Annotated in this window: 26 protein-coding genes; 10 read left to right on the top strand and 16 right to left on the bottom strand. The window is 61.1% G+C overall.

Translation table 11 applies throughout. The features are described from left to right. Positions 1 to 7 precede the first annotated feature (7 nt). From ACTJKS_RS23730 to ACTJKS_RS23715, 4 genes are read left to right on the top strand one after another with little or no spacing between them, the layout of a single operon-like run. Entirely contained in the window at positions 8 to 490 is a 483-nt protein-coding gene (locus tag ACTJKS_RS23730) for a Fur family transcriptional regulator (protein ID WP_041073695.1), read from the top strand. Continuing rightward, positions 490 to 1,275, top strand: a complete 786-nt coding sequence (gene znuC, locus ACTJKS_RS23725) for a zinc ABC transporter ATP-binding protein ZnuC (RefSeq protein ID WP_041073697.1) — start codon at positions 490 to 492, stop codon at positions 1,273 to 1,275. The genes ACTJKS_RS23730 and znuC overlap by 1 nt, the downstream gene beginning before the upstream one ends. Further along, positions 1,268 to 2,056 (top strand): zinc ABC transporter permease subunit ZnuB, encoded by a 789-nt coding sequence (gene znuB, locus ACTJKS_RS23720; protein WP_042556960.1) that lies wholly within the window; start codon positions 1,268 to 1,270, stop codon positions 2,054 to 2,056. Before znuC ends, znuB begins: the two co-directional genes overlap by 8 nt. 37 nt (positions 2,057 to 2,093) lie before the next feature. Next, positions 2,094 to 2,807: a PA5502 family lipoprotein gene (locus ACTJKS_RS23715; RefSeq protein WP_108181265.1), complete on the top strand. Its 714-nt coding sequence runs from the start codon at positions 2,094 to 2,096 to the stop codon at positions 2,805 to 2,807. A 76-nt stretch (positions 2,808 to 2,883) separates the two neighbouring features. On the opposite strand, the gene katE is transcribed toward ACTJKS_RS23715, so the two are convergent. Next, complete coding sequence (gene katE, locus ACTJKS_RS23710; protein ID WP_108181266.1) at positions 2,884 to 5,025, bottom strand: catalase HPII; 2,142 nt, start codon at positions 5,023 to 5,025, stop codon at positions 2,884 to 2,886. A 260-nt stretch (positions 5,026 to 5,285) separates the two neighbouring features. Between katE and ACTJKS_RS23705 the strand changes: the two genes are divergently transcribed. The 3 genes from ACTJKS_RS23705 (at position 5,286) to ACTJKS_RS23695 (ending at position 7,816) form a co-directional block, all read left to right on the top strand. Then, complete coding sequence (locus tag ACTJKS_RS23705; RefSeq protein WP_027610230.1) at positions 5,286 to 6,293, top strand: methionine ABC transporter ATP-binding protein; 1,008 nt, start codon at positions 5,286 to 5,288, stop codon at positions 6,291 to 6,293. Then, positions 6,293 to 6,967, top strand: a complete 675-nt coding sequence (locus ACTJKS_RS23700; protein WP_041073706.1) for a methionine ABC transporter permease — start codon at positions 6,293 to 6,295, stop codon at positions 6,965 to 6,967. The genes ACTJKS_RS23705 and ACTJKS_RS23700 overlap by 1 nt, the downstream gene beginning before the upstream one ends. A gap of 78 nt (positions 6,968 to 7,045) precedes the next feature. After that, positions 7,046 to 7,816: a MetQ/NlpA family ABC transporter substrate-binding protein gene (locus ACTJKS_RS23695; RefSeq protein ID WP_041073708.1), complete on the top strand. Its 771-nt coding sequence runs from the start codon at positions 7,046 to 7,048 to the stop codon at positions 7,814 to 7,816. A gap of 190 nt (positions 7,817 to 8,006) precedes the next feature. Here the strand turns inward: ACTJKS_RS23695 and ACTJKS_RS23690 are convergent, their stop codons facing one another. The 5 genes from ACTJKS_RS23690 to ACTJKS_RS23670 are packed head-to-tail and all read right to left on the bottom strand — an operon-like array spanning position 8,007 to position 11,915. Continuing rightward, positions 8,007 to 8,642, bottom strand: coding sequence for an SCO family protein (locus ACTJKS_RS23690; RefSeq protein WP_007962772.1), 636 nt, complete (start codon positions 8,640 to 8,642; stop codon positions 8,007 to 8,009). After that, positions 8,639 to 9,538: a heme o synthase gene (gene cyoE / locus ACTJKS_RS23685; RefSeq protein WP_047297465.1), complete on the bottom strand. Its 900-nt coding sequence runs from the start codon at positions 9,536 to 9,538 to the stop codon at positions 8,639 to 8,641. Before cyoE ends, ACTJKS_RS23690 begins: the two co-directional genes overlap by 4 nt. Beyond that, positions 9,526 to 10,605: a COX15/CtaA family protein gene (locus ACTJKS_RS23680; RefSeq protein WP_108181268.1), complete on the bottom strand. Its 1,080-nt coding sequence runs from the start codon at positions 10,603 to 10,605 to the stop codon at positions 9,526 to 9,528. Before ACTJKS_RS23680 ends, cyoE begins: the two co-directional genes overlap by 13 nt. A 10-nt stretch (positions 10,606 to 10,615) precedes the next feature. Then, positions 10,616 to 11,209: a hypothetical protein gene (locus ACTJKS_RS23675; RefSeq protein ID WP_108181269.1), complete on the bottom strand. Its 594-nt coding sequence runs from the start codon at positions 11,207 to 11,209 to the stop codon at positions 10,616 to 10,618. Further along, on the bottom strand, positions 11,175 to 11,915 hold the full coding sequence (locus tag ACTJKS_RS23670) for an SURF1 family protein (protein ID WP_108181270.1): 741 nt from the start codon (positions 11,913 to 11,915) through the stop codon (positions 11,175 to 11,177). Before ACTJKS_RS23670 ends, ACTJKS_RS23675 begins: the two co-directional genes overlap by 35 nt. A 71-nt stretch (positions 11,916 to 11,986) precedes the next feature. Between ACTJKS_RS23670 and ACTJKS_RS23665 the strand changes: the two genes are divergently transcribed. Continuing rightward, entirely contained in the window at positions 11,987 to 12,190 is a 204-nt protein-coding gene (locus ACTJKS_RS23665; RefSeq protein WP_041073718.1) for a twin transmembrane helix small protein, read from the top strand. A gap of 7 nt (positions 12,191 to 12,197) precedes the next feature. Here ACTJKS_RS23665 and ACTJKS_RS23660 read toward each other — a convergent pair whose 3' ends face one another. From ACTJKS_RS23660 to coxB, 4 genes are all read right to left on the bottom strand, one after another. Then, positions 12,198 to 13,085: a cytochrome c oxidase subunit 3 gene (locus tag ACTJKS_RS23660; RefSeq protein WP_108181271.1), complete on the bottom strand. Its 888-nt coding sequence runs from the start codon at positions 13,083 to 13,085 to the stop codon at positions 12,198 to 12,200. Positions 13,086 to 13,110: 25 nt separating this feature from the next. Beyond that, a complete protein-coding gene (locus ACTJKS_RS23655) occupies positions 13,111 to 13,662 on the bottom strand; it encodes a cytochrome c oxidase assembly protein (protein WP_108181272.1) in 552 nt (183 codons plus the stop codon). A 137-nt stretch (positions 13,663 to 13,799) separates the two neighbouring features. Next, complete coding sequence (gene ctaD, locus ACTJKS_RS23650; RefSeq protein WP_041074772.1) at positions 13,800 to 15,386, bottom strand: cytochrome c oxidase subunit I; 1,587 nt, start codon at positions 15,384 to 15,386, stop codon at positions 13,800 to 13,802. Positions 15,387 to 15,468: 82 nt separating this feature from the next. Continuing rightward, complete coding sequence (coxB, locus tag ACTJKS_RS23645) at positions 15,469 to 16,596, bottom strand: cytochrome c oxidase subunit II (protein WP_041074770.1); 1,128 nt, start codon at positions 16,594 to 16,596, stop codon at positions 15,469 to 15,471. 370 nt (positions 16,597 to 16,966) lie between these two features. Here coxB and ACTJKS_RS23640 point away from each other — a divergent pair, with 370 nt between their 5' ends. Beyond that, the gene (locus ACTJKS_RS23640; RefSeq protein WP_027610219.1) at positions 16,967 to 17,599 is read left to right on the top strand and encodes a hypothetical protein; all 633 of its coding nucleotides are present in this window, start codon (positions 16,967 to 16,969) and stop codon (positions 17,597 to 17,599) included. 124 nt (positions 17,600 to 17,723) lie between these two features. On the opposite strand, the gene ACTJKS_RS23635 is transcribed toward ACTJKS_RS23640, so the two are convergent. From ACTJKS_RS23635 to ACTJKS_RS23625, 3 genes are all read right to left on the bottom strand, one after another. After that, positions 17,724 to 19,250, bottom strand: coding sequence for a SulP family inorganic anion transporter (locus ACTJKS_RS23635; protein WP_108181273.1), 1,527 nt, complete (start codon positions 19,248 to 19,250; stop codon positions 17,724 to 17,726). A 90-nt stretch (positions 19,251 to 19,340) separates the two neighbouring features. Beyond that, entirely contained in the window at positions 19,341 to 20,072 is a 732-nt protein-coding gene (locus tag ACTJKS_RS23630; protein ID WP_047297474.1) for a carbonic anhydrase, read from the bottom strand. 238 nt (positions 20,073 to 20,310) lie between these two features. Beyond that, complete coding sequence (locus ACTJKS_RS23625) at positions 20,311 to 21,369, bottom strand: PA0069 family radical SAM protein (RefSeq protein ID WP_108181274.1); 1,059 nt, start codon at positions 21,367 to 21,369, stop codon at positions 20,311 to 20,313. Positions 21,370 to 21,590: 221 nt separating this feature from the next. Between ACTJKS_RS23625 and ACTJKS_RS23620 the strand changes: the two genes are divergently transcribed. Beyond that, positions 21,591 to 21,893, top strand: coding sequence for a hypothetical protein (locus tag ACTJKS_RS23620; RefSeq protein ID WP_108181275.1), 303 nt, complete (start codon positions 21,591 to 21,593; stop codon positions 21,891 to 21,893). 73 nt (positions 21,894 to 21,966) lie between these two features. On the opposite strand, the gene ACTJKS_RS23615 is transcribed toward ACTJKS_RS23620, so the two are convergent. Genes ACTJKS_RS23615 through ACTJKS_RS23605 form a run of 3 tightly spaced genes read right to left on the bottom strand, consistent with a single transcriptional unit; the run spans position 21,967 to position 25,814 of the window. Continuing rightward, positions 21,967 to 23,268, bottom strand: coding sequence for a c-type cytochrome (locus ACTJKS_RS23615; protein WP_108181276.1), 1,302 nt, complete (start codon positions 23,266 to 23,268; stop codon positions 21,967 to 21,969). A 12-nt stretch (positions 23,269 to 23,280) separates the two neighbouring features. Further along, positions 23,281 to 25,065, bottom strand: coding sequence for a GMC family oxidoreductase (locus ACTJKS_RS23610; protein ID WP_047597066.1), 1,785 nt, complete (start codon positions 25,063 to 25,065; stop codon positions 23,281 to 23,283). A gap of 2 nt (positions 25,066 to 25,067) precedes the next feature. Further along, the gene (locus ACTJKS_RS23605; protein WP_262949256.1) at positions 25,068 to 25,814 is read right to left on the bottom strand and encodes a gluconate 2-dehydrogenase subunit 3 family protein; all 747 of its coding nucleotides are present in this window, start codon (positions 25,812 to 25,814) and stop codon (positions 25,068 to 25,070) included. Positions 25,815 to 25,974 lie beyond the last annotated feature (160 nt).

Raw genomic sequence — 25,974 nt, 5'->3', positions numbered from 1 at the left:
GCCGCCCATGCCTATTACACCGATTGCCAGCCGTCCCCACGACCACTCTCATTGCGTGCACAGCGCACTGACCGAGGCCGATACCTTGTGCGCCCAGAAAGGCCTGCGCCTGACTGCGCTGCGCCGGCGGGTGCTGGAACTGGTGTGGCAGAGCCACAAGCCACTGGGCGCTTATGACATTCTCGCGGTACTGAGCGAGCAGGACGGCCGTCGCGCCGCGCCGCCAACCGTTTACCGCGCGCTGGATTTCCTGCTGGAAAACGGTTTGGTGCACCGCATCTCTTCACTCAACGCCTTCGTTGGCTGTGTGCATCCGGAGCATGCGCATCAGGGCCAGTTCCTGATCTGCCGCGAGTGCCACGCCGCGATCGAGCTGGAACAGAAAGCCATCAGCGACGCGATTATCCACAGCGCCAAAGATGTCGGGTTCATTGTCGAAGCGCAGACCGTCGAAGTGGTCGGCCTGTGCGCCGGTTGCCAGGGGGCTTGATGAGCAACCCGTTGATCCGTCTTCAGCACGTTGCTGTCACGTTTGCCGGGCAGACCGTGCTCGACAACATCGAGCTGAGCGTCGAGCCGGGGCAGATCGTCACCCTGATCGGCCCCAACGGCGCCGGCAAGACCACCCTGGTGCGCGCCGTACTCGGGCTGCTGAAGCCGGACAGCGGCAGCGTCTGGCGCAAGCCGAAACTGCGCGTTGGCTACATGCCGCAAAAGCTGCACGTCGACCCGACCTTGCCGCTGTCGGTGCTGCGCTTCCTGCGCCTGGTGCCCGGTGTAGACCGCCCGCGCGCGTTGGCGGCGCTGAAAGAAGTCGGCGCCGAACACGTCATCGACAGCCCGGTGCAAAGCGTTTCCGGCGGTGAAATGCAGCGCGTGCTGCTGGCCCGGGCGCTGCTGCGCGAGCCGGAGCTGTTGGTGCTGGATGAGCCGGTGCAGGGCGTCGATGTCGCCGGACAGGCCGAGCTGTACAGCCTGATCACCCGCCTGCGCGACCGTCACGGTTGCGGCGTGCTGATGGTGTCCCACGATCTGCATCTGGTGATGAGCACCACTGATCAGGTGGTGTGTCTGAATCGCCACGTCTGCTGCTCCGGGCACCCCGAGCAGGTAAGCGGCGATCCGGCGTTCGTCGAGCTGTTCGGCAAAAATGCGCCGAGCCTGGCGATCTATCACCACCATCACGACCACGCCCATGACCTGCACGGTTCGGTGGTCAAGGCGCCCGGTGCGGGCCACACCCATGTTCACGGAGACCACTGCAAGCATGGCTGATTTTCTGTTGTATGCCCTGCTTGCAGGTCTGGCACTGGCGGTGGTCGCCGGGCCGCTTGGTTCGTTTGTGGTCTGGCGGCGCATGGCCTACTTCGGCGACACCCTGTCCCACGCCGCGTTGCTGGGCGTGGCGCTGGGCTTTCTGCTGGATGTCAGCCCGACGGTCGCGGTGACCGTCGGCTGCCTGCTGCTGGCAGTGTTGCTGGTGACCTTGCAGCAGCGTCAACCGCTGGCCTCCGACACGCTGTTGGGGATTCTTGCACCGAGCACGCTCTCTCTTGGTCTGGTGGTACTAAGCTTCATGCATGAAGTGCGGATCGACCTGATGGCCTATCTGTTCGGCGACCTGCTGGCGATCAGTCCGACCGACCTGGCGTGGATCCTCGGCGGCAGCGCGGCAGTGCTGGTGTTGTTGGTGACGCTGTGGCGACCGCTGCTGGCGATCACCGTGCATGAAGAATTGGCCAGAGTCGAAGGCCTGCCAGTGGCGGGCCTGCGCATGGCGCTGATGCTGTTGATTGCGGTGGTGATCGCGGTGGCGATGAAAATCGTCGGTGTGTTGCTGATTACTTCGCTGCTGATCATCCCGGCGGCTGCGGCACAGCGTCACGCCCGTTCGCCGGAGCAGATGGCGCTGGGCGCGAGCCTGCTGGGCATGCTCGCGGTGTGTGGCGGGCTGGCGCTGTCATGGTTCAAGGACACCCCGGCGGGGCCGTCCATCGTTGTGACGGCGGCCGCACTGTTTCTGCTGAGTTTTGTTCTGCCCCGTCGAGGGGTGTAGACTTGCTCGCTTTTTGCGCAATTAGAGAGTCGCAGGAATGAAGCCGTTCGCCTCCCGTTATCTGCTCCTTGTCGCATTTTCCGTGCTGCTGGGCGCCTGCCAAAGCACGCCGCCGGTGGCCGAAGCCCCCGACGCGCGGGCCACGGCCATCGCACAGCTGGAGCAAAGCCTGGCCAGCAGCGAACTGGCCACCGCCGAAGACCAATTGGCCGCCTTGCAAATACAGAACCCCAACGATCAGTCCCTGGAGCAATACCAGCGCCAGCTGGCCGAAGCCTACTTGCGCCGCAGCCAGATCGTATTGCAGAAAGGTGATGTGAATGCGGCAGCCACCGCGCTGAGCCGCGCCCGCGCCCTGATGCCCAAAGCCCCGGCACTGACCGGTGGCGTCAATGGCGCCATCACCGAAGCGCGCAAAGCCGAGCTGGAAAAAGCCGAAGCGGCGCTGCTGGCGGCCGAGGCCAAACCGAAAGCCAAGGTCATCGACCCGACGGCGGAAAGCACGACGGTTGCACTGAACATCAACGACAGCCGCAAATTTCGCCGGCAACTGGATGCGATCGCCGCCGATGTGGTGAATTACGAGTGTGCTGTGAGCATTCAGGCGCCGCGGACCCAGGATTACCCTTGGCTGGCGACGTTGCTGAAAAAACGTGTGAAGAAATTGAATCCGGATTTCGAGCTGAAGATTGAGAAACAGATCCTGCGCACCGTGCCGGCGCAGATGGTCTTGATTCCAGCCAAACCCTAAAAGATCGCAGCCTCCGGCAGCTCCTACAGGTGCAAGTAAACCCTGTAGGAGCTGCCGAAGGCTGCGATCTTTTGCTTTAGGCTGGAATGGCCTTGGCCTTAGGCTCCCGCGCCCAAACCCGATGCTGCCCGATCGCCGCAAAGAACGGCTTGGTCAATCCCGGCACATCCTTGCCCTGCAGCAACCCTGCATCCGCCTCCAGCTTCAGCAGATCCTGCAACTGTTTGGCATCGCCGTGCAGCGCAATCGCCTTCAGGTGCTTGTACGCCTCCAGCAGGTAGTGCAGCGCCACGCCATCAGCGCTCAACGCCTTGATCGACGCCGCGCCACCCGGCACGAACACCGCATCGAAGATCACTGAAGGCATGCCTTCCATGGAGGCGTCCACTGGCAGGGCTTTGCCGTCGGCAGTCTTCACCGGTGCCGACGTCGGGCCGAGCAGCTTGGCGTGCGCACCTTGTGCAGCCAAGGCCTTCTTCATCGCATCGATCGCCGCACCATCGACGCCGTTAGCGGCAAGAATCGCCACTTTCCGAGTTTTGATGTCCTCTGGCAGCAGATTCGCCTGGCTCAGCGCCGGCGAATGATCGAACGAAGTCTTGCGCACCTCGACCGTGCCTTTGCTCGGCGCCGGTAACCCGAGGTTGGCCGCCACGCGCTTGGCCAATTCCAGGTCAATGTTGGCGAGAATCTCATTCACCTGCCGTGCACGGATGAACTCGCGTTCGACCTTGCCCAGCTCGAAGCTGTAGGCGGCAATGATGTGCTCCTTCTCGTGCTCACTCATGCTGTTGAAGAACAGCCGCGCTTGCGAGAAGTGATCGCTGAACGACTCGCTGCGCTGGCGGATCTTGTTCGCATCGATGCGTTCCGGGTAACTCTCGAAGCCGCCGTCTTTAGCCGCCGGTGGGGTTTCCTTTGGCCAGCCGCCATCAATCGAGTTCGGCTCGTAGGACGCGCGCCCCTTGTCGATCACCGTGCGGTGTTGGGCATCGCGCTGGCCGTTGTGGAACGGTGCCACCGGGCGGTTGATCGGCAACTCATGAAAGTTCGGCCCACCCAGTCGGCTGATTTGCGTGTCGGTGTAGGAAAACAGCCGGCCTTGCAGCAGTGGGTCATTGGAGAAGTCGATGCCGGGCACGATGTGGCCGGGGCAAAACGCGACCTGCTCGGTCTCGGCGAAGAAGTTGTCCGGGTTGCGGTTCAGGGTCATCTTGCCCAGCGGGGTGATCGGCACGATTTCTTCGGGGATCAGCTTGGTCGGGTCGAGAATGTCGAAATCGAAGTCGTGTTCGTTTTCCTCCTCGATGATCTGTACGCCCAGCTCCCATTCCGGGTAGTCGCCCATCTCGATGGCTTCCCACAGATCGCGACGGTGGTAGTCGGTGTCTTTACCGGCGAGCTTCTGCGCCTCGTCCCACACCAGTGAGCAGGTGCCGGCGGTCGGGCGCCAGTGGAATTTGACGAAGCGCGATTTGCCCTCGGCATTGATCAGGCGGAAGGTGTGCACGCCAAAGCCCTGCATGCTGCGCAGGCTTTTCGGAATCGCCCGGTCGGACATGGCCCAGATCACCATGTGCGCCGATTCCGGCACCAGCGAGACAAAGTCCCAGAACGTGTCGTGGGCCGAGCCGCCGGTCGGGATCTCATTGTGCGGCTCGGGTTTCACCGCGTGGACGAAGTCGGGAAACTTGATCGCGTCCTGAATGAAGAACACCGGCATGTTGTTGCCGACCAGGTCGAAGTTGCCTTCGTCGGTGAAGAATTTCACCGCGAAACCGCGCACGTCACGCACGGTATCGCCGGAACCACGCGGCCCCTGCACCGTGGAAAAGCGCACGAACACCGGAGTCTTTTTCCCCGGGTCCTGCAGGAAACCGGCCTTGGTCAGCGCCGAATGGTTCTCGTAGGCCTGAAAGAAACCGTGAGCGCCCGTACCGCGGGCATGGACGATGCGCTCCGGAATGCGTTCGTGGTCAAAGTGCGTGATTTTCTCACGCATGATGAAGTCTTCCAGCAACGACGGCCCGCGCGGTCCGGCCTTGAGGGTATTCTGGTTATCGGCGACCTTCACCCCCTGATTGGTGCGCAGGGCCTGGCCGGTAGCGTCGGAGCGAAACTTCTCCAGGCTGTCGAGTTTGGCGTTGGTGTTGGCGCGATCCTTGGTATCGGTTCCGGCCAGCTGGCTTTTGTCGGTGGTAGGTTTCTTGCTGCTCATCAGACGTAAACTCCTCGGTTGACCCCGTTTCCACGGGGACTCTTGAGCGTTTCCGGGCACGGTTACCCAGGGTTTCAAGTCGCTGAACTAGTGACCAATGAGCAGGAACGAGCGTTCCTTTTTTATGACCTTTGATCTTGTTATTGCCAAATCGAAGGTTAATTGCGAAATAAATGCTAAGAACCTCTATACGGACAGGCTAAAATGCGCGCCCGGCTAACCGCTGATCCTTTTCTAACGCGCCCCACAAGGTTCGCTACGTGATCGAGTTTCAAAACGTCCACAAAACTTACCGCGTCGCCGGTAAGGACATCCCCGCCCTGCACCCGACCAGTCTTTCGATTGAAAACGGTCAGGTCTTCGGCCTGATCGGCCATTCCGGTGCGGGAAAAAGTACCCTGCTGCGTCTGATCAATCGCCTGGAAGATTCCAGCGGCGGCAAGATCATCGTCGACGGCGAAGAAGTCACCGCGCTGGACGCCAACGGCCTGCGCCGATTCCGCCAGCAAGTCGGGATGATCTTCCAGCACTTCAACCTGCTCGCCTCCAAGACCGTGGCCGACAACGTTGCGCTGCCGCTGACCCTGGCCGGCGAACTGTCGAGCAGTGAAATCAATCAACGCGTCGCCGAGCTGCTGGCGCGGGTCGGTCTGTCTGATCACGCCAAGAAGTACCCGGCGCAGTTGTCCGGCGGCCAGAAGCAGCGCGTCGGCATCGCCCGCGCTCTGGCGACCAAGCCGAAGATTCTGCTGTGCGACGAGGCCACCAGCGCCCTCGACCCGCAGACCACCGCGTCGGTTCTGCAACTGCTGGCCGAGATCAATCGTGAACTGAAGCTGACCATCGTCCTGATCACCCACGAGATGGATGTGATCCGTCGGGTCTGCGATCAGGTGGCAGTGATGGACGCCGGGGTGATCGTCGAGCAAGGCTCGGTGGCCGATGTGTTCCTGCATCCGCAGCACCCGACCACCAAGCGTTTCGTCCAGGAAAGCGAGCAGATCGACGAAAGCGAACAGCGCGACGACTTCGCTCACGTGCCGGGTCGCATTGTGCGTCTGACCTTCCAGGGCGAAGCGACCTACGCGCCGTTGCTCGGTACCGTTGCCCGGGAAACCGGGGTCGACTACAGCATCCTCGCCGGTCGCATCGACCGCATCAAAGACATTCCTTACGGGCAATTGACCCTCGCCGTCACCGGTGGCGACATGGAAGCGGCTTTCGCCCGCTTCACCGCCGCTGACGTTCATATGGAGGTGCTGCGTTAATGGAAATGCTTAAGGCTTTCTTCGAAAACATCGATTGGCTGGAAATCTGGCTGGCCACGGGCGACACCCTGCTGATGCTCGGTGGTTCGCTGCTGTTCACCGTATTGCTCGGCCTGCCGCTGGGCGTGCTGCTGTTCCTCTGCAGCCCGCGTCAGTTGCTGGAAAACCGTGGCTTCTACGCCTTCATGTCGTTGGCGGTGAACATCCTGCGTTCGCTGCCGTTCATCATTCTGCTGATCGTGATGATTCCGTTCACCGTGCTGATCACCGGCACTTCGCTGGGCGTGGCCGGTGCGATTCCGCCGCTGGTGGTGGGTGCGACTCCGTTTTTCGCGCGTCTGGTGGAAACCGCGCTGCGTGAAGTCGATCGCGGCATCATCGAAGCCACTCAATCGATGGGGGCGACCACCCGGCAGATCATCATGAACGCCTTGCTGCCGGAGGCCCGTCCAGGCATCTTCGCCGCGATTACGGTGACCGCGATTACTCTGGTGTCCTACACGGCAATGGCCGGTGTGGTCGGCGCCGGTGGTCTGGGTGACCTGGCGATCCGTTTCGGCTACCAGCGTTTCCAGACTGACGTGATGATCGTCACCGTGGTGTTGCTGCTGATTCTGGTACAAGTGCTGCAAATGGTGGGCGACCGTCTGGTCGTGCATTTCTCGCGCAAATAACCGGTTTTTGTAATCAAGAGATGAGCCGGCCATTCGCTGGCAGGCGCCACACGGGCGCTTTGAAAAGGAGTTAGCTGAATGAAAAAACTGATCGCTGCTTTCGCTGCCGTAGCCGCTTTTTCGGCCCACGCTGAAACCCTGACCGTTGCCGCCACCCCGGTGCCGCACGCGGAAATCCTCGAATTCGTGAAGCCGGCCCTGGCCAAGGAAGGCGTGGATCTGAAGGTCAAGGTCTTCACCGACTACATTCAGCCGAACGTACAGGTGGCCGAGAAGCGCCTGGACGCCAACTTTTTCCAGCACCAGCCGTACCTCGATGAGTTCAACAAGGCCAAGGGCACCAGCCTGGTGGCGGTGACCGGCGTGCATCTGGAGCCGCTGGGCGCCTACTCGAACAAGATCAAGGATCTGAAGGACCTGCCAAGCGGCGCCAACGTGGTGATTCCGAACGACGCCACCAACGGCGGCCGCGCGCTGTTGCTGCTGGCCAAGGCCGGCCTGATCACCCTGAAGGATCCGACCAACATCCTGTCGACCCTGAAAGACATCGCGCAGAACCCGAAAGACCTGAAAATCCGTGAACTGGAAGCCGCGACCATCCCGCGCGTGCTGACCCAGGTCGATCTGGCGCTGATCAACACCAACTACGCGCTGGAAGCCAAGCTCGATCCGTCCAAGGATGCGCTGGTGATCGAAGGCAACGACTCGCCGTACGTGAACATCCTGGTGTCCCGTGCGGACAACAAAGACAGCGACGCGATGCAAAAACTGGCGGCTGCGCTGCACAGCCCGGAAGTGAAGAAATTCATCACCGAGAAGTACAAAGGCGCGGTATTGCCGGCGTTCTGATACAGGACCGGACAGGCGCAATAAAAAGGCGATCCCTCGGGATCGCCTTTTTTATGGGGCAAATTCCCCTGTAGGAGCTGTCGAGTGGAACGAGGCTGCGATCTTTTGATCTTGCTGTTGAAGATCAGAGCAAAAGATCGCAGCCTTCGGCAGCTCCTACAGAGAAATGTTTACCCCTGCAGGCACTGCATTATTTGCGGTTGAGCATTACTGGCAGCTGCGCCACCAGTTTGGCGTTGTTCAGCGGCGCCCGGATGAACCCGCGCTGGGTGCCGTCCGGGCCGATCACCGCGAGGTTGCCGCTGTGATCCACCGTGTAATTCGGCTTGCTGGTGTCGGCCGGAATGAACGGAATACTCACCGCATTCGCGACTTTCTGCAGCTCTTCGATCGACTTCGGCGTCAGCCCCACAAACTGTGGATCGAAGTAACCCAGGTACTGCTTCAGCTGCTGCGGGTTGTCGCGGTTCGGATCGACGCTGACCAGCACGATCTGCAACTTATCCACAGCATCCTTGGGTAACTCGCTCTTGATCTGGCGCAGTTGGGCGAGGGTGGTCGGGCAGATGTCCGGGCAGAAGGTGTAGCCGAAGAACAGCAGGCTCCATTTGCCTTTCAACTCGTCGATGGCGACCGGTTGGCCGTCCTGATTGGTCATGGTCACGCCCGGCAACGTGCGGCTCTGCGGCAGCAGGATAATGCCGGCGTCGATCAGCGCGGTGGGGTCGCCCTGGCCCTTGCCGCTGAGTACTTTGTTGACGGTCAGTCCCAGGATCAGCGCGATCACGGCGACGAGGATGAAGACGGTTTTCTGGGTTCGAGTCATAGGTTCAACAGTAAGTAGTGGTCTACGAGCAGGGCGATGAACAACAGGAACAAGTAATAAATAGAGTACTTGAAGGTGTTGATCGCCGCGTGCGGCCGAGTGCCACGGTACAGCACCACGGCCCATTGCAGAAACCTTGCGCCGAGGGCGAGGGCGCAGATCAGGTAGAGCACGCCGCTCATGTGGATTACGTATGGCAGCAGGCTCACCGCGAGCAGGGCAAAGGTGTACAGCAGAATATGCACCTTGGTGTAGTGCTCGCCGTGGGTGACCGGCAGCATCGGGATGTCGGCCTTGGCGTATTCCTCCTTGCGATGGATTGCCAGCGCCCAGAAGTGCGGCGGGGTCCAGGCGAAGATGATCAGCACCAGCAGCAACGGTTCGGCGCTGACATGGCCGGTAGCGGCAGTCCAGCCGAGTAGCGGTGGGGCGGCGCCAGCGAGGCCGCCGATGACGATGTTCTGTGGCGTCGCGCGTTTGAGAAAACCGGTGTAGATCACCGCGTAACCCAGCAGCGAAGCCAGTGTCAGCCATGCCGTCAGCGGATTGGTGAACGTCAGCAGCATCGCCTGCCCGAGCAGCGCCAGCACCAGCGCAAAGGTCAGCGCCGCCGCCGGTGAAACCCGGCCCTCGGCCAACGGTCGTTTGTGCGTGCGTGCCATCACCGCGTCGATGCGCCGGTCCACCACATGGTTGACCGCTGCTGCTCCGCCGGCACACAGCGCGATCCCCAGGTTGCCGAACACCAGCACCGTCCATGGCACCCCGGCGCGGGTCGCGAGGAACATGCCGACCAGCGAGGTGATCAGCATCAGCACCACCACTTTCGGCTTGGTCAGCTCCAGATAGTCACGCCACAGCGCTTGCGCGGGACGTTCGCCGATCAGAAGCGCCATGGCGTTTCTCCTTTTATCGTGATGGGCGCAGCCGAATGTTTACGCGGGCTCAGACGCCAGCGCGCCAACATCGGCTGTTTGACCCGAACCAGACTGGTGCGCGCGTGGTAGTTGACCAGCACCATGGTCAGCAGCAGCGCGGCGCCACCGGCGTTGTGCGCCACGGCCACCGGCAGCGGCAGATGGAACAACACGTTGCTGATGCCAAGGGTGATCTGTGCGCCGAGGGCGACCAGCACCAGCCCGGCGAGCCGGGTCATGCCGACGGCCCTGAGTTGCCAGGCCAGACCGAGCAGCACCAAGGTCACCAACAGCGCGCCGATACGGTGAGTCAGGTGAATCGCCGTGCGCGCATCGCTGTCGAGTTGCCCGCCGAGGTAGTTCGGGCCGATGTGCTGGGTCAGGTGAAAGCCGTTGGCAAAGTCCGCCGGCGGCAGCCATTGGCCGTGGCAGGTCGGGAAGTCGATGCAGGCCACCGCCGCGTAGTTGGAGCTGACCCAGCCGCCGAGGGCAATCTGGCCGATCACCAGCAACAACCCCGCCGTCGCCCAATACTGCAAGCGCTTGGGCACGGTCAGCGCCGGCAGCACGCCGGACAGCCTCAACGTCAGCAGGAACAGCAGACTCAAGGTCGCAAAACCGCCGAGCAAATGCCCGGTGACCACTTGCGGCCAGAGCTTGAGCGTCACCGTCCACATGCCGAATGCCGCTTGCGCGAACACCACTGCCAGCAGAAACAGCGGCAGCTTCAGCGGCTGTCCCGGATGGCGGCGATTGACCCAGGCGCGCCCGGCCAATACCGAAATCAGCAGGCCGAGGGTCCCGGCGAAGTAACGGTGGATCATTTCGTTCCAGCCCTTGTGCGCCACCACCGGCGAGTCGGGGTAATGCAGTTCGGCATGGGCCAGTTGGGCTTCGCTTTTCGGCACGCTGATAAAGCCGTAGCAGCCCGGCCAGTCCGGACAGCCCAGGCCGGCGTGGGTCAGGCGGGTGTAGGCGCCGAGCAGCACGACGATCAGTGCCAGCAGGGTGGCAAACAGCGCGAGGCGAAATCCAGGTTTGGCCATGACGATGCCCTTATCCGATGTTCGACAGTTTCAGCAGGTGGCGCAGGTCGTTGAGCAGATCCTTGCCCTTCACGCTCGGGTCGTAGCGCAGCACCAGGTTGCCGTGCGGGTCGATGATCCACAGCTGCGGTACGGCCTTGTCGCCAGTGGCTTTGCTCAACGCTGCAGTGTCCAGCGGGTAGCGTTGCAGTTGCGGGTATTCGCGGCTCAGCTTGGCTTCGTAGTCGCTGCTCAACGGTTGGGCAGCGGCGAGGGCATGGCTGGCACGTCCGGCATCGCGACCAAGACCGATCTGAATCTGCCGGGCGAGGTACACCAGTTGCTGACAGTCCACTGCGCAATCTTTCGGCGCGGTCACTAACATCTGCCAGCGTTGCTCATCGGCCTGCACGCCGAGGTCGGCGCGGGTCTGGCCGTTGCCGATCAGTTCGCCGTGATAGCTGCGACCTTCCGGCACCCAGAACTGCAATTTGTACATGCCGGTGGCGAGAATCATCGGGCCGACCACGCCGAGCACAATCAGCAACAGCTGGATCCGTCCACGGCGGCGGGTGGCCGGGGTTTTCGCCTCAGACATGCTGGGTGGATTCATGGCCGTTCCCATGGTGGTTCTCCTTTGCGTTGTGCAATCCAAGGTAGAGGTAGAGACCGAGCAGGGCGGTGGCCATGGCGAACCACTGCACGGCGTATCCAAGGTGTTTTTCCGGACCCATGGCCACCACCGGCCAGTCGGCCTCGTAACTGGCAGGACCAGGTTCGGCGCGAAGTTCGTAGGCGAAGCCGTCGCGTTCGAGGGTTTTCCACAGCTTGGCCGGCTCGACGGCGGTGACGGTTTGCGGCCAGGTGCTGCTGGCGGGGTCGGCGTGCAACTGGAAGGTCGCGCCGGGGGCGACGTACACCCAGGCATCGATATTCACGGCATCGGCCGGGGTTTTGAATTGCGGGGTAATGCGGCGGTCCGGCCAAGCCAGCCAGCCGCGATTGACCAGCAGCCACAGGCCGCTGGCCCGATCCTGAAACGGTTGCAGCAACTCGATGCCAACCTTGCCGTTACGCTGACGGTTGTCCAGCAGCAGGCTGTGAGCGCTATCGAACTGACCATATAGATGAACGCGGCGAAAGGCCGGGTCGGCGCTGTGCAGCAATTCGCTGCTGGCCATCGGCTCGGCCGCACGGCGTTCGGCGTAACTGGCGAGCAGGGCGGTTTTCTCCGCGCCCCTACCGAGCTGCCAGAAACCCAGCGACACCAGCAACGGCAGCAACAGCGCCACCACCACGGTCGGTATCACGCCCGGGCGAAAGCGCTTCATGGCCGCGCCACAAAGTCAGTCGTCGCGCTCGCTATACTCAACTGCATCGCCTGTCCCCCGGAGTTCTTCCCATGCTCAAAGCAGCCATTGTCGTGCTGCTGATTGCCACGGTGATCAGCCTGTTCAGCGGCCTGTTTTTCCTGGTCAAGGACGACAGCAGCTCCAATCGTCTGGTAATCGCCTTGAGTGTTCGGGTGGCCCTGGCCGCTGCCACCGTCGGCTTGATTGCCTGGGGCTTCTACAGCGGCCAACTGGTGTCGCACGCGCCTTGGTGATCAGTGCTCAAAGCACATAAACGAAGATGAACAAGCCGATCCACACCACATCGACGAAGTGCCAGTACCAGCTCGCCGCCTCGAAGCCGAACTGATGCTCGGCATCGAAATGGCCCTTCATGATGCGCATCAGCATCACGAACAGAATGATCGTGCCGATGGTCACGTGGGCACCGTGGAAACCGGTGAGCATGAAGAACGTCGCGCCGTAGATGCCCGAACCCAGGGTCAGGCCCAGTTCGTGGTAGGCGTGCATGTATTCCTCGGCCTGCAAGGCAAGGAAGCCGCAGCCCAGCAGCACGGTGATCGCCAGCCAGATTTTCAGCGCGCCGCGATGGCCCTTCTTCAAGGCATGGTGGGCGATGGTGATGGTCACACTGGAGCTGACCAGCAGAATCGTGTTGATCAGCGGCAGGCCCCACGGGCTGATGACTTCTTTGGGCGGCGGGAACAGTTTCGGGTCAGGCGTGTGCAGTAGCGGCCAGGTGAACTGGAAGTTCGGCCAGAGCATGTGGGCGATGCCTTTCGGCCCTTCGCCCCCCAGCGCCGGGCCGGAAATATGCCGCACGTAGAACAGCGCACCGAAGAAGGCGATGAAGAACATCGCCTCGGAAAAGATGAACCAACTCATGCCCCAGCGGAACGAGCGATCGAGCTGCGGGCTGTACAGCCCGGCGCGACTTTCCTTGATCACCGCGCCGAACCAGCCGAACAGCATGTACGCCAGCAACAGTCCGCCGACGAAAAAGATCAGTGGCCCGTGGGATTCAGGGCGCGCGGCCTTCAGATCGTTGAACCAGGTCGCCAGACCGTACACGGTGACGAACATCCCCACCGTGGCGACGATCGGCCATTTGCTCTGGGCCGGGACGTAATAGTGCTCATGAGTTGCCATTTATTGTTCTCCTTATCGGGCACGCTTAACCGCCAGTGTTTGCAGCCACCGGAGGATGTCGGGCGGTGATATCGAACAGCGTGTAGGACAGCGTCAGGTGCTTCACGTCCTTGGGCATGTCGCGGTCAACGATGAAACGCACCGGCATTTCGATCTGCTGACCGGGCTGCAGCACCTGCTGGGTAAAGCAAAAGCATTCGGTCTTGTGGAAATACGCCGCCGCATTGCTCGGCGCGATGCTCGGCACGGCTTGCGCACTCATCGGTTTGTCGGTGGGATTGCGCGCGACGAAAATCATCTCGTTGACCGCACCGGGGTTGGCGGTCAACTCATCGTGTTTGGGGTAGAACTCCCACGGCATGTCGATGTTGTTGGTCGACAGAAACTGCACGCGCACCTGGCGTGACTGATCCACCACCTGCTCGCCCTCGTACTGCCCGGCGGTCTTGCCGTTGATGCCGAAGGCCTTGCACATCACGTCGTAGATCGGCACCAGGGCAAAGCCGAAGACAAACATCGCCACCACCACGCCGAGCAGGCGGGTGACCAGTTTTTTCATCGAGATCGAGTCAGCCATGAGTCATGCCTCCCTCGAAGGTGCGGGTGAGCCTTTGTGGCGAGGGAGCTTGCTCCCGCTGGGTTGCGCAGCAGCCCCANGCACCCAAGCGGGAGCAAGCTCCCTCGCCACAGGGGTCGCGTTAACAGAGGAGCGTTTCATTTCACTTCCGGCGGCGTGGTAAAGGTGTGATACGGCGCCGGCGACGGCACGCTCCACTCCAGGCCTTCGGCGCCGTCCCACGGTTTGGCCGGGGCTGGCGCGCCGCCACGAATGGTCTTGATCACGATGAACAGGAAGAAGATCTGCGTGGCACCGAACATGAACGCGCCGATCGACGAGACCATGTTGAAGTCGGCGAACTGCAGGTTGTAGTCCGGAATCCGTCGCGGCATTCCCGCCAGTCCCACGAAGTGCATCGGGAAGAAGGTCAGGTTCATGCCGACGAATGACAGCCAGAAATGCAGCTTGCCGAGGGTTTCGTCGTACATGTGCCCGGTCCACTTCGGCAGCCAGTAATAGGCCGAGGCGAAGATGCCGAAAATCGCCCCCGGCACCAGCACGTAGTGGAAGTGCGCGACCACGAAGTAGGTGTCCTGGTACTGGAAGTCCGCCGGGGCGATAGCGAGCATCAGCCCGGAGAAACCGCCGATCGAGAACAGGATCACGAACGCCACGGCGAACAGCATCGGTGTCTCGAAGGTCAGCGAGCCTTGCCACATGGTGCTGGCCCAGTTGAACACCTTCACCCCTGTCGGGACGGCGATGAGCATGGTCGCGTACATGAAGAACAGTTCGCCCACCAGCGGGATGCCGACCACGAACATGTGGTGCGCCCAGACGATGAACGACAGGAACGCGATGCTCGCCGTGGCGTAGACCATCGAGGTGTAGCCGAACAGCGGCTTGCGCGAGAAGGTCGGGATGATCTGGCTGACGGCACCGAAGGCCGGCAGGATCATGATGTACACCTCGGGATGCCCGAAGAACCAGAACACGTGCTGGAACAGCACCGGGTCACCGCCACCGGCGGCACTGAAGAAACTGGTGCCGAAGTGGATGTCCATCAGCATCATCGTCACGCACCCGGCCAGCACCGGCATCACCGCGATCAGCAGGAACGCGGTGATCAGCCAGGTCCAGACGAACAACGGCATTTTCATCAGGGTCATGCCGGGGGCGCGCAGGTTGAGGATGGTGGCGATCACGTTGATCGCGCCCATGATCGAACTGATCCCCATCAAGTGGATGGCGAAGATGAAGTAGGTGACGCTTTCCGGCGCGTAGGTGGTGGACAGCGGCGCATAGAACGTCCAGCCGAAGTTCGGCCCGCCACCGGCGGTAAACAGGGTCGAGACCAGCAGCAGGAACGCCGCCGGCAGCAGCCAGAAGCTGAAGTTGTTCATCCGTGGCAGGGCCATGTCCGGCGCGCCGATCATCAACGGGATCATCCAGTTGGCGAGGCCGACGAACGCTGGCATCACCGCGCCGAAGACCATCACCAGACCGTGCATGGTGGTCATCTGGTTGAAGAACGCCGGTTCGACGATCTGCAGCCCGGGCTGGAACAGCTCGGCGCGGATCACCATGGCGAACGTGCCGCCGAGCAGGAACATGCAGAAGGCAAACCACAGATACAGCGTGCCGATGTCCTTGTGGTTGGTGGTCAGCACCCAGCGCATCAGGCCTTTGGCGGGGCCGTGGGCGTGGTCGGCGTGACCGTGGTCATCGATGACAGCGCTCATGGCCGGTCTCCTTTACGTGAGTGGACTGGGCGGGCCGGGGCGCGCTGCCCCGACCGATTGACGAAGTACGCAATGGACCGACTCATTTGCTTTCCGCCTGTTTGAGCTCAAGCACTTCTTTTGGTGTGACCATGTCGCCTTTGTTGTTGCCCCAGGCGTTACGTTCGTAGGTCACGACCGCTGCGATATCGACTTCCGACAACTGCTTGCCGAATGCGGCCATGGCGGTGCCCGGCTTGCCGAAGTACACGCGGTGCAGGTGATCGGCTTTGGGCCCGGTGGCAATCGGCGAGCCCTTGAGCGCCGGGAACATCGGCGGCAGGCCCTGGCCTTCGGCCTGGTGACAGGCGACGCAGGTGGTGTGATAGATCTTGTCGCCACGTTCCTTGAGTTCGTCCAGCGTCCATTCCTTGCTGGTCAGCTCCTTGAGCTGCGCGGCTTCGGCTTTGCGCTCGGCGAGCCACTTGTCGTAGTCGGCCTTCTCCTTGACGTCGACCACGATCGGCATGAAGCCGTGGTCCTTGCCGCACAACTCGGCGCACTGGCCACGGTAGAGGCCGGGCTTGTCGATGCGCGTCCAGGCCTCGTTGACGAACCCCGGAATCGCATCGCGCTTGACCGCGAACGCCGGCACCCACCACGAGTGGATGACGTCGGCGGAAGTCACGAGGAAGCGCACCTTGGCGCCGACCGGCAACACCAGCGGCTTGTCGACTTCGAGCAGGTAGTGCTCGCCCTTGGCTTCCTTGTTGTGAATCTGTTCGGCGGGGGTGGCCAGGTTGCTGAAGAATTCGACGTCCTGACCCAGGTATTTGTAGTGCCACTTCCATTGATAACCGGTGATCTGTATATCGATATCCGGCTCACTGGTGTCGTACATGCGGATCAGGGTGGCGGTCGCCGGAACGGCCATCGCCACCAGGATCAGCAGCGGCACGACAGTCCAGAGAATTTCAACGGTGGTGCTTTCGTGGAATTTTGCGGCGACCTGCCCGGTCGAGCGGCGATGCACGATCATCGACCAGAACATGGCACCGAAGACGATGATCCCGATCACCACACAGATCCAGAAAATGGTCATGTGCAGGTCGAATACTGCGTGACTGATTTCAGTCGCTCCAGGCGCCATATTCACAGTCCAGGCCGCCTGGGCCGGGCTGAAAATCGACCACAACAGGAGGCCCATCCAGACGTGTGGATGTCGCATCATTGCGGGTTCCCCTTATCGTTCTTGTTATCCCGTAGGCGCAACGCCTTCGGCAAGGGAGCGGCTGCATCAGACTACGAACTTGAATCGCCGGGCCTTGCTGCGTGGGCAGTCGGGCGTCATCAGCTAACTCCATTCAATGGCGAGTATAGACAGCCGCCGGAAATTGCAATGTCGTGGCGTTAATGTTCTGAAACAGCCGGGACTTGCGCTAAAGGGCACGAATGGAGAAGGATGCAGACGAGTGGTGGCGAACCGATATAACGCTGCTGCATCAAGGATGAAATAATTATGACAAATGCGTCTTAGCATTTTTCGTAAGCCAGCTAAGTTATGTCTTCCCTATTTCATTGCCTTGTTCCCTGGAGTTTTCATGAACACCGCCGCATTGCGCGAGCAGATCCAAAAAGCCCGACAGACCGAAAACGAAACCGGACGGCTCAAGCGTCAGCTGGAAGCCAAGTTGCCTCATCTGCATTCGGCCATTCAGTTGCCGGACGCTAACCGCGAAGACGCGTTGACGAGTTTTGTCACCGCCTATATCGATGAAGTACCAGACATGCTGGACGCAGCCAATGAAGTTGCCAGGGAAGCGGGAATCGAGTCGCAGATCAAACCGGTGCTGAAAATCGCCGAGCAGTACTTCCTCCAGCCGCCGGTCGGTCTGGACAGCCTGCTGGACGAAGCCTATCTGGCGCACCGCTTTGTCGAAGAGGTCAACGACCTGTACATCAAACACCTCGGCCAGCCACTGATCCCCTTGGACATGACGGTCGCCAACCTGATTGCTCACCAGCTGCTCGGTGAGGAATTTGCCAATCAACTGGATGAAGTCGTGCATCACACCATCGACGAGATGCTCGACGACGAGAGTTTTGCGCTGGAATCGGTAGAAGCCTACCGCGACAAACTGAGCAGCCCGGACACCGGTGCCGCATGGAAGCGCTGGCCGTGCATGGGCCGCCGCCTGGGCGTTGGCCTGGAGCTCGACCAGCCCGCTGCCTGAGTTACACACAATCCCATGTAGGAGCTGCCGCAGGCTGCGATCTTTTGATGTTGTTTTTAACAATCAAGAGCAAAAGATCGCAGCCTGCGGCAGCTCCTACAGGGGTTGAGTTCACCCCGCAGATTTAACCGGCCGCACCGATCCCGGTATTGGTCCGAACCCGCCCCTCCAATCGTCGCTTCAACCCACGCGACTCGATCAACAGCTTCGACCCCTTTGCCGCATTCGCCCGGCCCCACTCCTCCAGCAATTCCAGACACGAATGGTCGATGTAGCTCAGATGATTGAGCGGCACATGCACCGTTGTGCCCGCTGGAATGCTGCCCAGTACCTGGGTCAGTGCCGGTACCTTGAGAAAGGTCGCCGCGCCCACCAGACGCAATTCCATCTCACCGTCCTGCGGCAGGTCGATCAGGCTGATCTTCAGGCGCGACGCCTTGAACGCCAGTTTCAACATCGTCAGACCGAAACCGATCAACACACCGGTCAGCAGGTCGGTGAAGATGATCGCCAGCGCCGTGGCGGCGTAGGTGAACATCGGCATCCGCCCGTAACGGCCCAGACCGCGAAAGGCCTTGAGGTCCACCAGTTTGAAACCGGTGTACACCAGCACGCCTGCCAGACTCGCCACCGGAATGCTTTGCAGCACGCTCGACAACAACAGCACGAACGCCAGCAGCCACAAACCATGGAAGATCGTCGAATAGCGGGTGGTTGCGCCAGCCTGGACGTTGGCCGAACTGCGCACGATCACCCCGGTCATCGGCAGCGCACCGACCAGTCCGCAAAGCATGTTGCCGACGCCCTGCGCTGAGAGTTCACGGTCGAAGTCCGAGCGCACACCGCTGTGCATGCGATCCACCGCCGCCGCCGACAACAGGGTTTCGGCGCTGGCGATGAATGCCACGGCAAAAGCCGCAATCAGCAGGGTTGGATCAGCAAGGCTGAGCAAATCCGCCGGTTTCAGCCAGTCGATGGCATCGGCCAGATTCTCCGGCACCTCGACCCGTTTCACCTGCAACGCCAGCAGCAGGCTGGCACCCGTGGCCAGGCCAACGCCGAGCAGCGCACCGGGAATGAAGCGCAGCGAATGCGGACGCAATTTCTCCCACAGCCACATCACCGCAATGGTCGCCAGCCCGAGCAGTCCGGCCTGCCAGCCGAACGACGGCAAGGCTTGCGCCACCGCGCCGGGGAAGGCCGTGAGGTTATCCAGCCCCGAGGGCTGCGGCTTGGCATCCAGCATCACATGCACCTGCGACAGAACGATCAGCACACCGATCCCCGCAAGCATGCCGTACACCACCGCGGGCGCCGTCACCCGAAACCAGCACCCAAGCTTCAAACGCCCGGCCACCAGTTGCAGGAAACCGGCGAGCAGCAGAATCGGCCCGAGCATCTCGATCCCGTGCTGGCGCACCAGCTCGAACACCAACACCGCCAGACCGGCCGCCGGCCCGCTGACCTGCAACGGCGAGCCTGCCAGCCAACCCACCACCAGACCACCAATGATCCCGGTGATCAGGCCTTTGGCCGGTGGCAACCCGGAAGCAATCGCAATACCCATGCACAGCGGCAGGGCGACCAGAAATACAACCACCGAAGCCAGCAACTCCCGTGGCAGAACCGCTTTCAATTGAGCAGCACGCATGGTGACTCTCCCGAAGTTTTCTTCAGGCGTGGCTTCGCCGCACCGCTGAAACAGCGGCCGGCGTCAAACCACACAGATTTTTAGGAAGATTTAGAAGCGCGCTTTGGGCGTCGCCACCGGAATCGGATGGCTGCCGTCGAGCGGCAGGAAGCGTCCCTGATCCGCGTCGTAAGCTTTGATTTCGCTGGTTTCGATGTTGTAGACCCAGCCATGGATGAACAGATGACCGTTCGCCATGCGTGAGGCTACCGAAGGATGGGTACGCAAGTGCTGCAGTTGGGCGATGACGTTTTCCTCGGTGAGGATCGGCATGCTTTCTTTTTCGTCGGTGCAGTTGCAGTTGTCATGCACCATGGTCTTCGCCACTTCCGCATGACGCAGCCAGGCTTTGACTGTCGGCATTTTTTCCAGGCTGTCCGGATTGAGCACTGCGCGCATGGCGCCGCAGTCGGAGTGGCCGCAGATGATGATGTGTTGCACGCCCAGCGCCAGTACCGCGTATTCAATGGCGGTGGAAACGCCGCCGTTCATCTGGCCATAAGGCGGTACGACGTTGCCGACGTTACGGGTCACGAACAGATCGCCTGGCGAGCTCTGGGTGATCAGCTCGGGCACGATGCGCGAGTCGGCGCAGGTGATGAACATCGCCCGTGGCGATTGCGCCGTGGCGAGTTTCTTGAAGAGTTCTTCCTGTTGCGGGAAGACCTCATGATGAAAATGCAAAAAGCCGTCAACGATCGTTCGCAGCGCTGCATCGGCGGATTGCGCCCCAGGGACGGCTTGCGCCGACGCAGCCAACGGCTGTTTATCCTTGTCACTCATGATTCATCCTCTTTGGCGGATTCGGGGAGTCATTCCCGTGTATTCCGGTATGAAGCCAGTGGCTGTTTAAAACATCCGGGCCATCCCGACCCGTCAGTCACTCGATGAACAAGGTAGCCGCCGAAACTTAACTCAAACTGAATCAAGCGCTCTAGAACGTGTGTTCCAGGTCACAAAAAACGTGACTGAGGGTTACGACGGAAGGATTCCAGCCCCTCAACCATAGGGCCAATTGTCGCTAAATCAACGACATCTGGCGACCCGGTGGACAGAAGGCGGTGCAGTCGAGGTCATAGCCCTCGCGATGATTGAGATCGAGACGCTTGATCGTTTTGGCAAAGCGTTGCGCGAGCAAGTCGGCGAACGGCCCTTCGCCGCGCATCCGTGCACCGAAACGGCTGTCGTAGAGCTCGCCGCCACGGCTCTGGCGGATCAGGCTCAGGACATGGGCCGCGCGCTGCGGATAGTGCGCGTGCAGCCACTCCTCGAACAGCGGTGCCACCTCCAGCGGCAGGCGCAGCATCATGTAGGCGGCACTTTGCGCACCCGCCGCATGCGCCTCGGCCAGCAGGCTTTCGATTTCGCTGTCGTTGATCATCGGAATCATCGGCGAACACAGCACCCCCACCGGAATGCCTGCTTCGCGCATCACCCGGATCGCCCGCAACCGGGCCTTGGGTGCCGCGGCACGCGGTTCGAGGATGCGTTTGAGTTCATCGTCCAGCGTCGTCAGGCTGATCATCACCGCCACCAGCCGTTGTTGCGCCAGCTCCGTGAGCAGATCGAGGTCACGCAAGATCAGCGAGCCTTTGGTGACGATGGTCACCGGGTGCCGGTAGCGCAGCAGCACCTCGAGGGTCTGGCGGGTGATCCGGTGTTCACGTTCGATGGGTTGGTACGGGTCGGTATTGGAGCCGAGGTTGATCGGCGCGCACTGATAACCTTTTTTCCCAAGCTGTTCTTCCAGCACCTGGGCGGCGTTGGTCTTGGCGATCAGTCGGGTTTCGAAATCCAGCCCCGGCGACATGTCCCAATAGGCATGGCTCGGTCGCGCATAGCAATAGATGCAACCGTGCTCGCAGCCACGATAGGGGTTGATTGAGCGATCAAAGGGCAGGTCCGGCGAGGTGTTGCGAGTGATGATGGTTTTCGCGGTCTCGATCATCACTTCGGTGTTCTGCGTTTCGGGCACTTCCTGATACCAGCCGTCGTCCTCGGCCACCGAACGGTTCGGCGCGAAGCGGTTGTGCGGATTGGTCGCAGTGCCGCGACCACGAGGAGGCAAGGGCGTGTGCATCGCAAGTGTCCTGATTGCTGTATGTGCATACAGTATCGCTGGCGCGGGGAAACAGCCAGTGCCGTTCGGCGCAAGAACACAGGTCCTGTGGTTCATGGATTGATATATATATATATTTATCGCAAACCGAAGACACATCTTTCAACTGGCAGTACAACTTGCAATGTCGTTAGTATCCGCCTTGTTGTTATCTGTTATTCAATATTTAAAAGGAATTAAACGTGTCTTACTTTAACCATCGCGGCATCTTTTTGCAGAAACTTGGTCCGACTCCAGTTGATCCGGATGAAGTACTGGTGTCCATGCAGTTTGCGCTGAAGCAATCCGGCTGGGACGCAGAAAACGCCGTGCCGACCGACTCTCTGCTGGATTCGCGGATCATCATTGCGTCGTCCTATGACGGTGGCGAAACGTTCGATGTAAGCAATGAAAAAGATGTCGATGGGGATGGTGATATTGATGCAGATGATAAAGCCAAGTTGCTGGCACTGGCCAAGGCTTATGTAAGTATCATGAATCCATAATCTGGTCAGACGTCAGCTTAGTTGTGAGCTGAACAAAAAGCCCTGCCCGTATTAAATACGGGCAGGGCTTTTTTTAGTTGCTGCGGGTTACCTGACCAAGATCATCAGCCGAGGTGGTGGTCATGTCGCTGGTGCGTAGATGACTGACCTCGTCTGCGCTCACCGGTGCGCCTTTGTTGCCCCAACTGCCACGGATAAAACTCACCACGTCCGCCACTTCCTGATCCGACAAGCGCCAGGCGAAGCCCGGCATGGTGAAGGTCGATGGCGCGGTGTGGGTGGCCGGCAGGGTGCCGCCCTTGAGCACAATATGGATCAGCGAGGTCGGGTCTTCCGATTGCAGCACCGGATTGCCCGCCAGCGCCGGGAACACCCGGGTGTAGCCGTGGCCGTCGGTACGGTGGCAGGCCGCGCAGTTGTCGATGTACACCGCTGCGCCGCGTTGACTGTCGTCGCCGTTCCACAGGGCTTTGGCGGCTTTCTCGTCGTACTGGTGCGGCTGATCGTTCGGATCAACTGCTGGCAGTGACTTGAGGTAGCGGGCAATCGCAGTGAGGTCGGCGTCGGTCATGTATTGCATGCTGTGAGTCACCACATCGCTCATGCCGCCGAACACTGCGCTGCGGTCGCTGCGTCCGGTCTTGAGGAACTGCACCAGTTGCGCTTCGCTCCAGCTGCCCAGGCCATCCTTGTGATCACCGCGCAGACTTTTGGCGATCCAGCCTTCCAGCGGTGCGCTGCCGGCGAGGAAGCTCTTGCCATCTGCCGCGCTCAGGGATTTTTCCTGCATGGTCAGCGCCCGTGGCGTATGGCAGGCGCCGCAATGGCCGAGACCTTCGACCAGATAGGCGCCGCGATCGATCACCGGATCATCCGAGGTGGCCTTGTAGTCCTCGACCTTCGGCGCAAACAGCCAGCGCCAGCCCATCAGCGGCCAGCGCATGCTCAGCGGCCATGGAATGTCGCTGGCCTCGTTCTCCTGCGCCACCGGTTCGACGCCGTGCATGAAGTAGGCGTACAGCGCCTGCATGTCGGTTTCGCTGACACGGGCGTAGGACGGATACGGCATCGCCGGGTACAACGTACTACCGTTTTTGGCGACGCCGTGGCGCACCGCTTGGTCGAAGTCCTCGAAGCTGTAATCACCGATGCCGGTTTTGTCCGGGGTGATGTTGGTCGAGTAGATCGTGCCGATCGGCGTTTCCATCGGCAGGCCGCCGGCGAACGGTTTGCCGCCCTTGGCGGTGTGGCAGGCCACGCAGTCGCCGGCGCGGGCGAGGTATTCGCCTTGTTTGATCAACGCCTGATCGACGTCGGCGGCGTGCACGGCAGCACTGCCGAGCAGGGCCAGGGTGGCGATAACGAGATTGTTCATGGTCATCGCTCCTTAAGCCTGAACCAGCGGGCCGGGGTTTTTCAGGTACTGCTCGCGGATCGCCTTGGCCGACCAGTAGGTCAACGCCGCCACCAATCCGGTCGGGTTGTAACCCAGTCCTTGCGGGAATGCCGAAGCCCCCGGCACGAACACGTTGTGCACGTCCCAGCTCTGCAGGTAACGGTTCAGGGCACTCTTTTTCGGATCGGTGCCCATGATCGCGCCACCGTTGAGGTGGGTGGTCTGGTAGGCCGCAGTGTTGAAGTGATCACCGACCTGCTTGCCGATCACCGCAATGGCTTTCGGGCCCATGGCTTGGGCGACCTTGCCCATTTTCTCGACCATGAAGCGGTTCATCTTGATGTCGTTTTCCTGCCAGTCGAAGGTCATGCGCAGCAGCGGCAAACCGTAGGCATCGCGGTACACCGGATCCAGATCAAGGTAGTTGCCACGGTAGGACTGGTGCGCGCCGTGGGCGTCCATCGACACTTGGTGGGTGTAGTAATCGGCGGTCGCGCGTTTCCACTGGCTACCCCAGGCTGGCGTGCCGGGCGGGTTCGAGGTACCGGCAATCGGACGGCTGCCGGCCTGGTTGACCCACATCGGCGAGCCGCCGACGAAGCCGTGCGGGCCGTGGTCGAAGTTGTCGGCGTTGAAGTCATCCAGCGCCACACCGTTGCCGCCCGCCCCGATGAAGTTGTTGGTGTGGGTGTCCTTGTCGAAGAACGCCTTGATGGTCGCCATGTTCTGGTAGGCGAAGTTACGCCCGACCACGCCTTCGCCGCTGATCGGGTCGTACGGTTTGCCGATGCCCGAGAGCAGCATCAGGCGCACGTTGTGCAGCTGGAAGGCGCCGAGGATCACCAGATCCGCCGGTTGCTCGATCTCGCGGCCCTGGCCATCGATGTAAGTCACGCCGGTGGCCTTGGACTTGGTGCTGTCGAGATTGACCCGCAGCACATGCGAGTTGGGCCGCAATTCGAAATTCGGCAGCGGCTTGAGCGCTGGCAGAATGTTCACGTTCGGCGACGCCTTGGAATACATGTAGCACACGTAACCGCTGCAGAATCCGCAGAAATTGCACGGGCCCATCTGTGCGCCGTAGGGATTGGTGTACGGGCCTGAAGTATTTGCCGACGGCAGGTTGTAGGGTTTGTAACCGACCTCTGTCGCCGCTTTGCCGAACAGTTGTGCGGAAACGGTGTTTTTCTGCGCTTCCAGCGGGAACGGATTGGAGCGATCCGGTGCGTAAGGGTTGCCGCCCTTGCCCTGACCGACCAGTTGGCCCTTCACGGTCCAGGCCTGGCCGGAGGTGCCGAAGACCTTTTCGGCGAAATCGAAGAACGGCTCCAGCTCTTCATAGCTGACGCCGAAGTCCTGGATGGTCATGTCCTTGGGGATAAAACTTTTGCCGTAACGCTCTTCGTAGTGGCTGCGCATGCGTAGCTCGATCGGATCGACGCGAAAGTGCACGCCCGACCAGTGCAAACCGGCGCCGCCGACGCCATTGCCCGGCAGAAACGCACCCAACTGGCGATTCGGCAGGGCGATGTCGTTGACGCTGTGGCGGATGGTGACGGTTTCTTTCGAGATGTCCTGAAAGAGTTTTTTGCGCACGCTGTAGGTGAGTTCGTCGATGACCTGCGGATAGTTGCCGTCAGGGTAGGTGTCCTGCATCGGCCCGCGCTCCAGCGCCAGCACGTTGAGCCCGGCTTCGGTCAGCTCCTTGGCCATGATCGCGCCAGTCCAGCCGAAACCGACGATCACCGCGTCGACCTTCTTCATTACGGTTGCCATGCTCAAGCCCTCTCGCCGCGAATTGAAACTGCCGGGAAGGGGTACTGCTCGTTGCGTTCCACCCAATCCATGAAATCGGCGCGGGCGCCGGGGAAGCCGATCATGGTCCAGCCGACCATGCCTTTATTGCCGCCGTGGATCGGGTCGCAGAAGAACCCTTCCTTGGTGTTTTGCAGCAGCAGGTTGAAGAAAATCTTCGCCGGAACCGCATCGAACTGCGGTTTGCCCGCTTCGAGTTGCTTGAGCAAATCCTCTCGGGTAGCGCTGTCTTGCTCGGCAAATGTTTTACCGTTGAGGGATTTTGCCCACTGATCCGTGGCAGCGATGCCCAGACGATAGATCTCTTTGGGCACCAGTTTGCTCTGCCAGCCCATCTCCGGCGCAGCGTCGGCGTTGAACGGACCCTGCATGTACCACAGGGCACCGGCGGCGTACGGGGTGTTCATCTGGCGGTCGATGTATTCCGGCACGCCGGCTTCCAGAGCCCCCGGGCCTTGCTCGTCATTGGGGATGAGGTGCGCCACGGCGGCGTTGATGAAGGCCCATTCCTCGGCGGTGAAATAGCTCGGCAGATAAGCGCTGGCGTCAGCCTGGGCCGGTGTGGCTGCGGGCGCCGTCGGGGTGGCTTCAGGGGCAGCTTGCAACACGCTGCTGCCCAAGCCGGTGCCGGCGAGGGTAACCACGGGAATCAGGGTCAGGGATTTGCGCAAAAACTCACGCCGCGGGTTGTCTCGATCTGCATCAGACATGGGGTGCACCTCATCAGGCATTGATGGTTGTCCGTTTCTGCGAACGGCTTGAGCATTTTTTCGTCGCGGCGCGCGGCCCGTTTGACCGGGAAAAAGGGGACGCCTGCAACATCGTGTGACAAATGGTAGCAGGCTAATCATCGGGATGAACCGATTCAGT

This window comes from Pseudomonas sp. 22189 (assembly GCF_052045635.1).
Lineage (GTDB): Bacteria > Pseudomonadota > Gammaproteobacteria > Pseudomonadales > Pseudomonadaceae > Aquipseudomonas > Aquipseudomonas parakoreensis.
The sequence above is the reverse complement of the archived record's forward strand: the minus strand, read 5'-3'. Positions and strand labels throughout refer to the sequence as shown.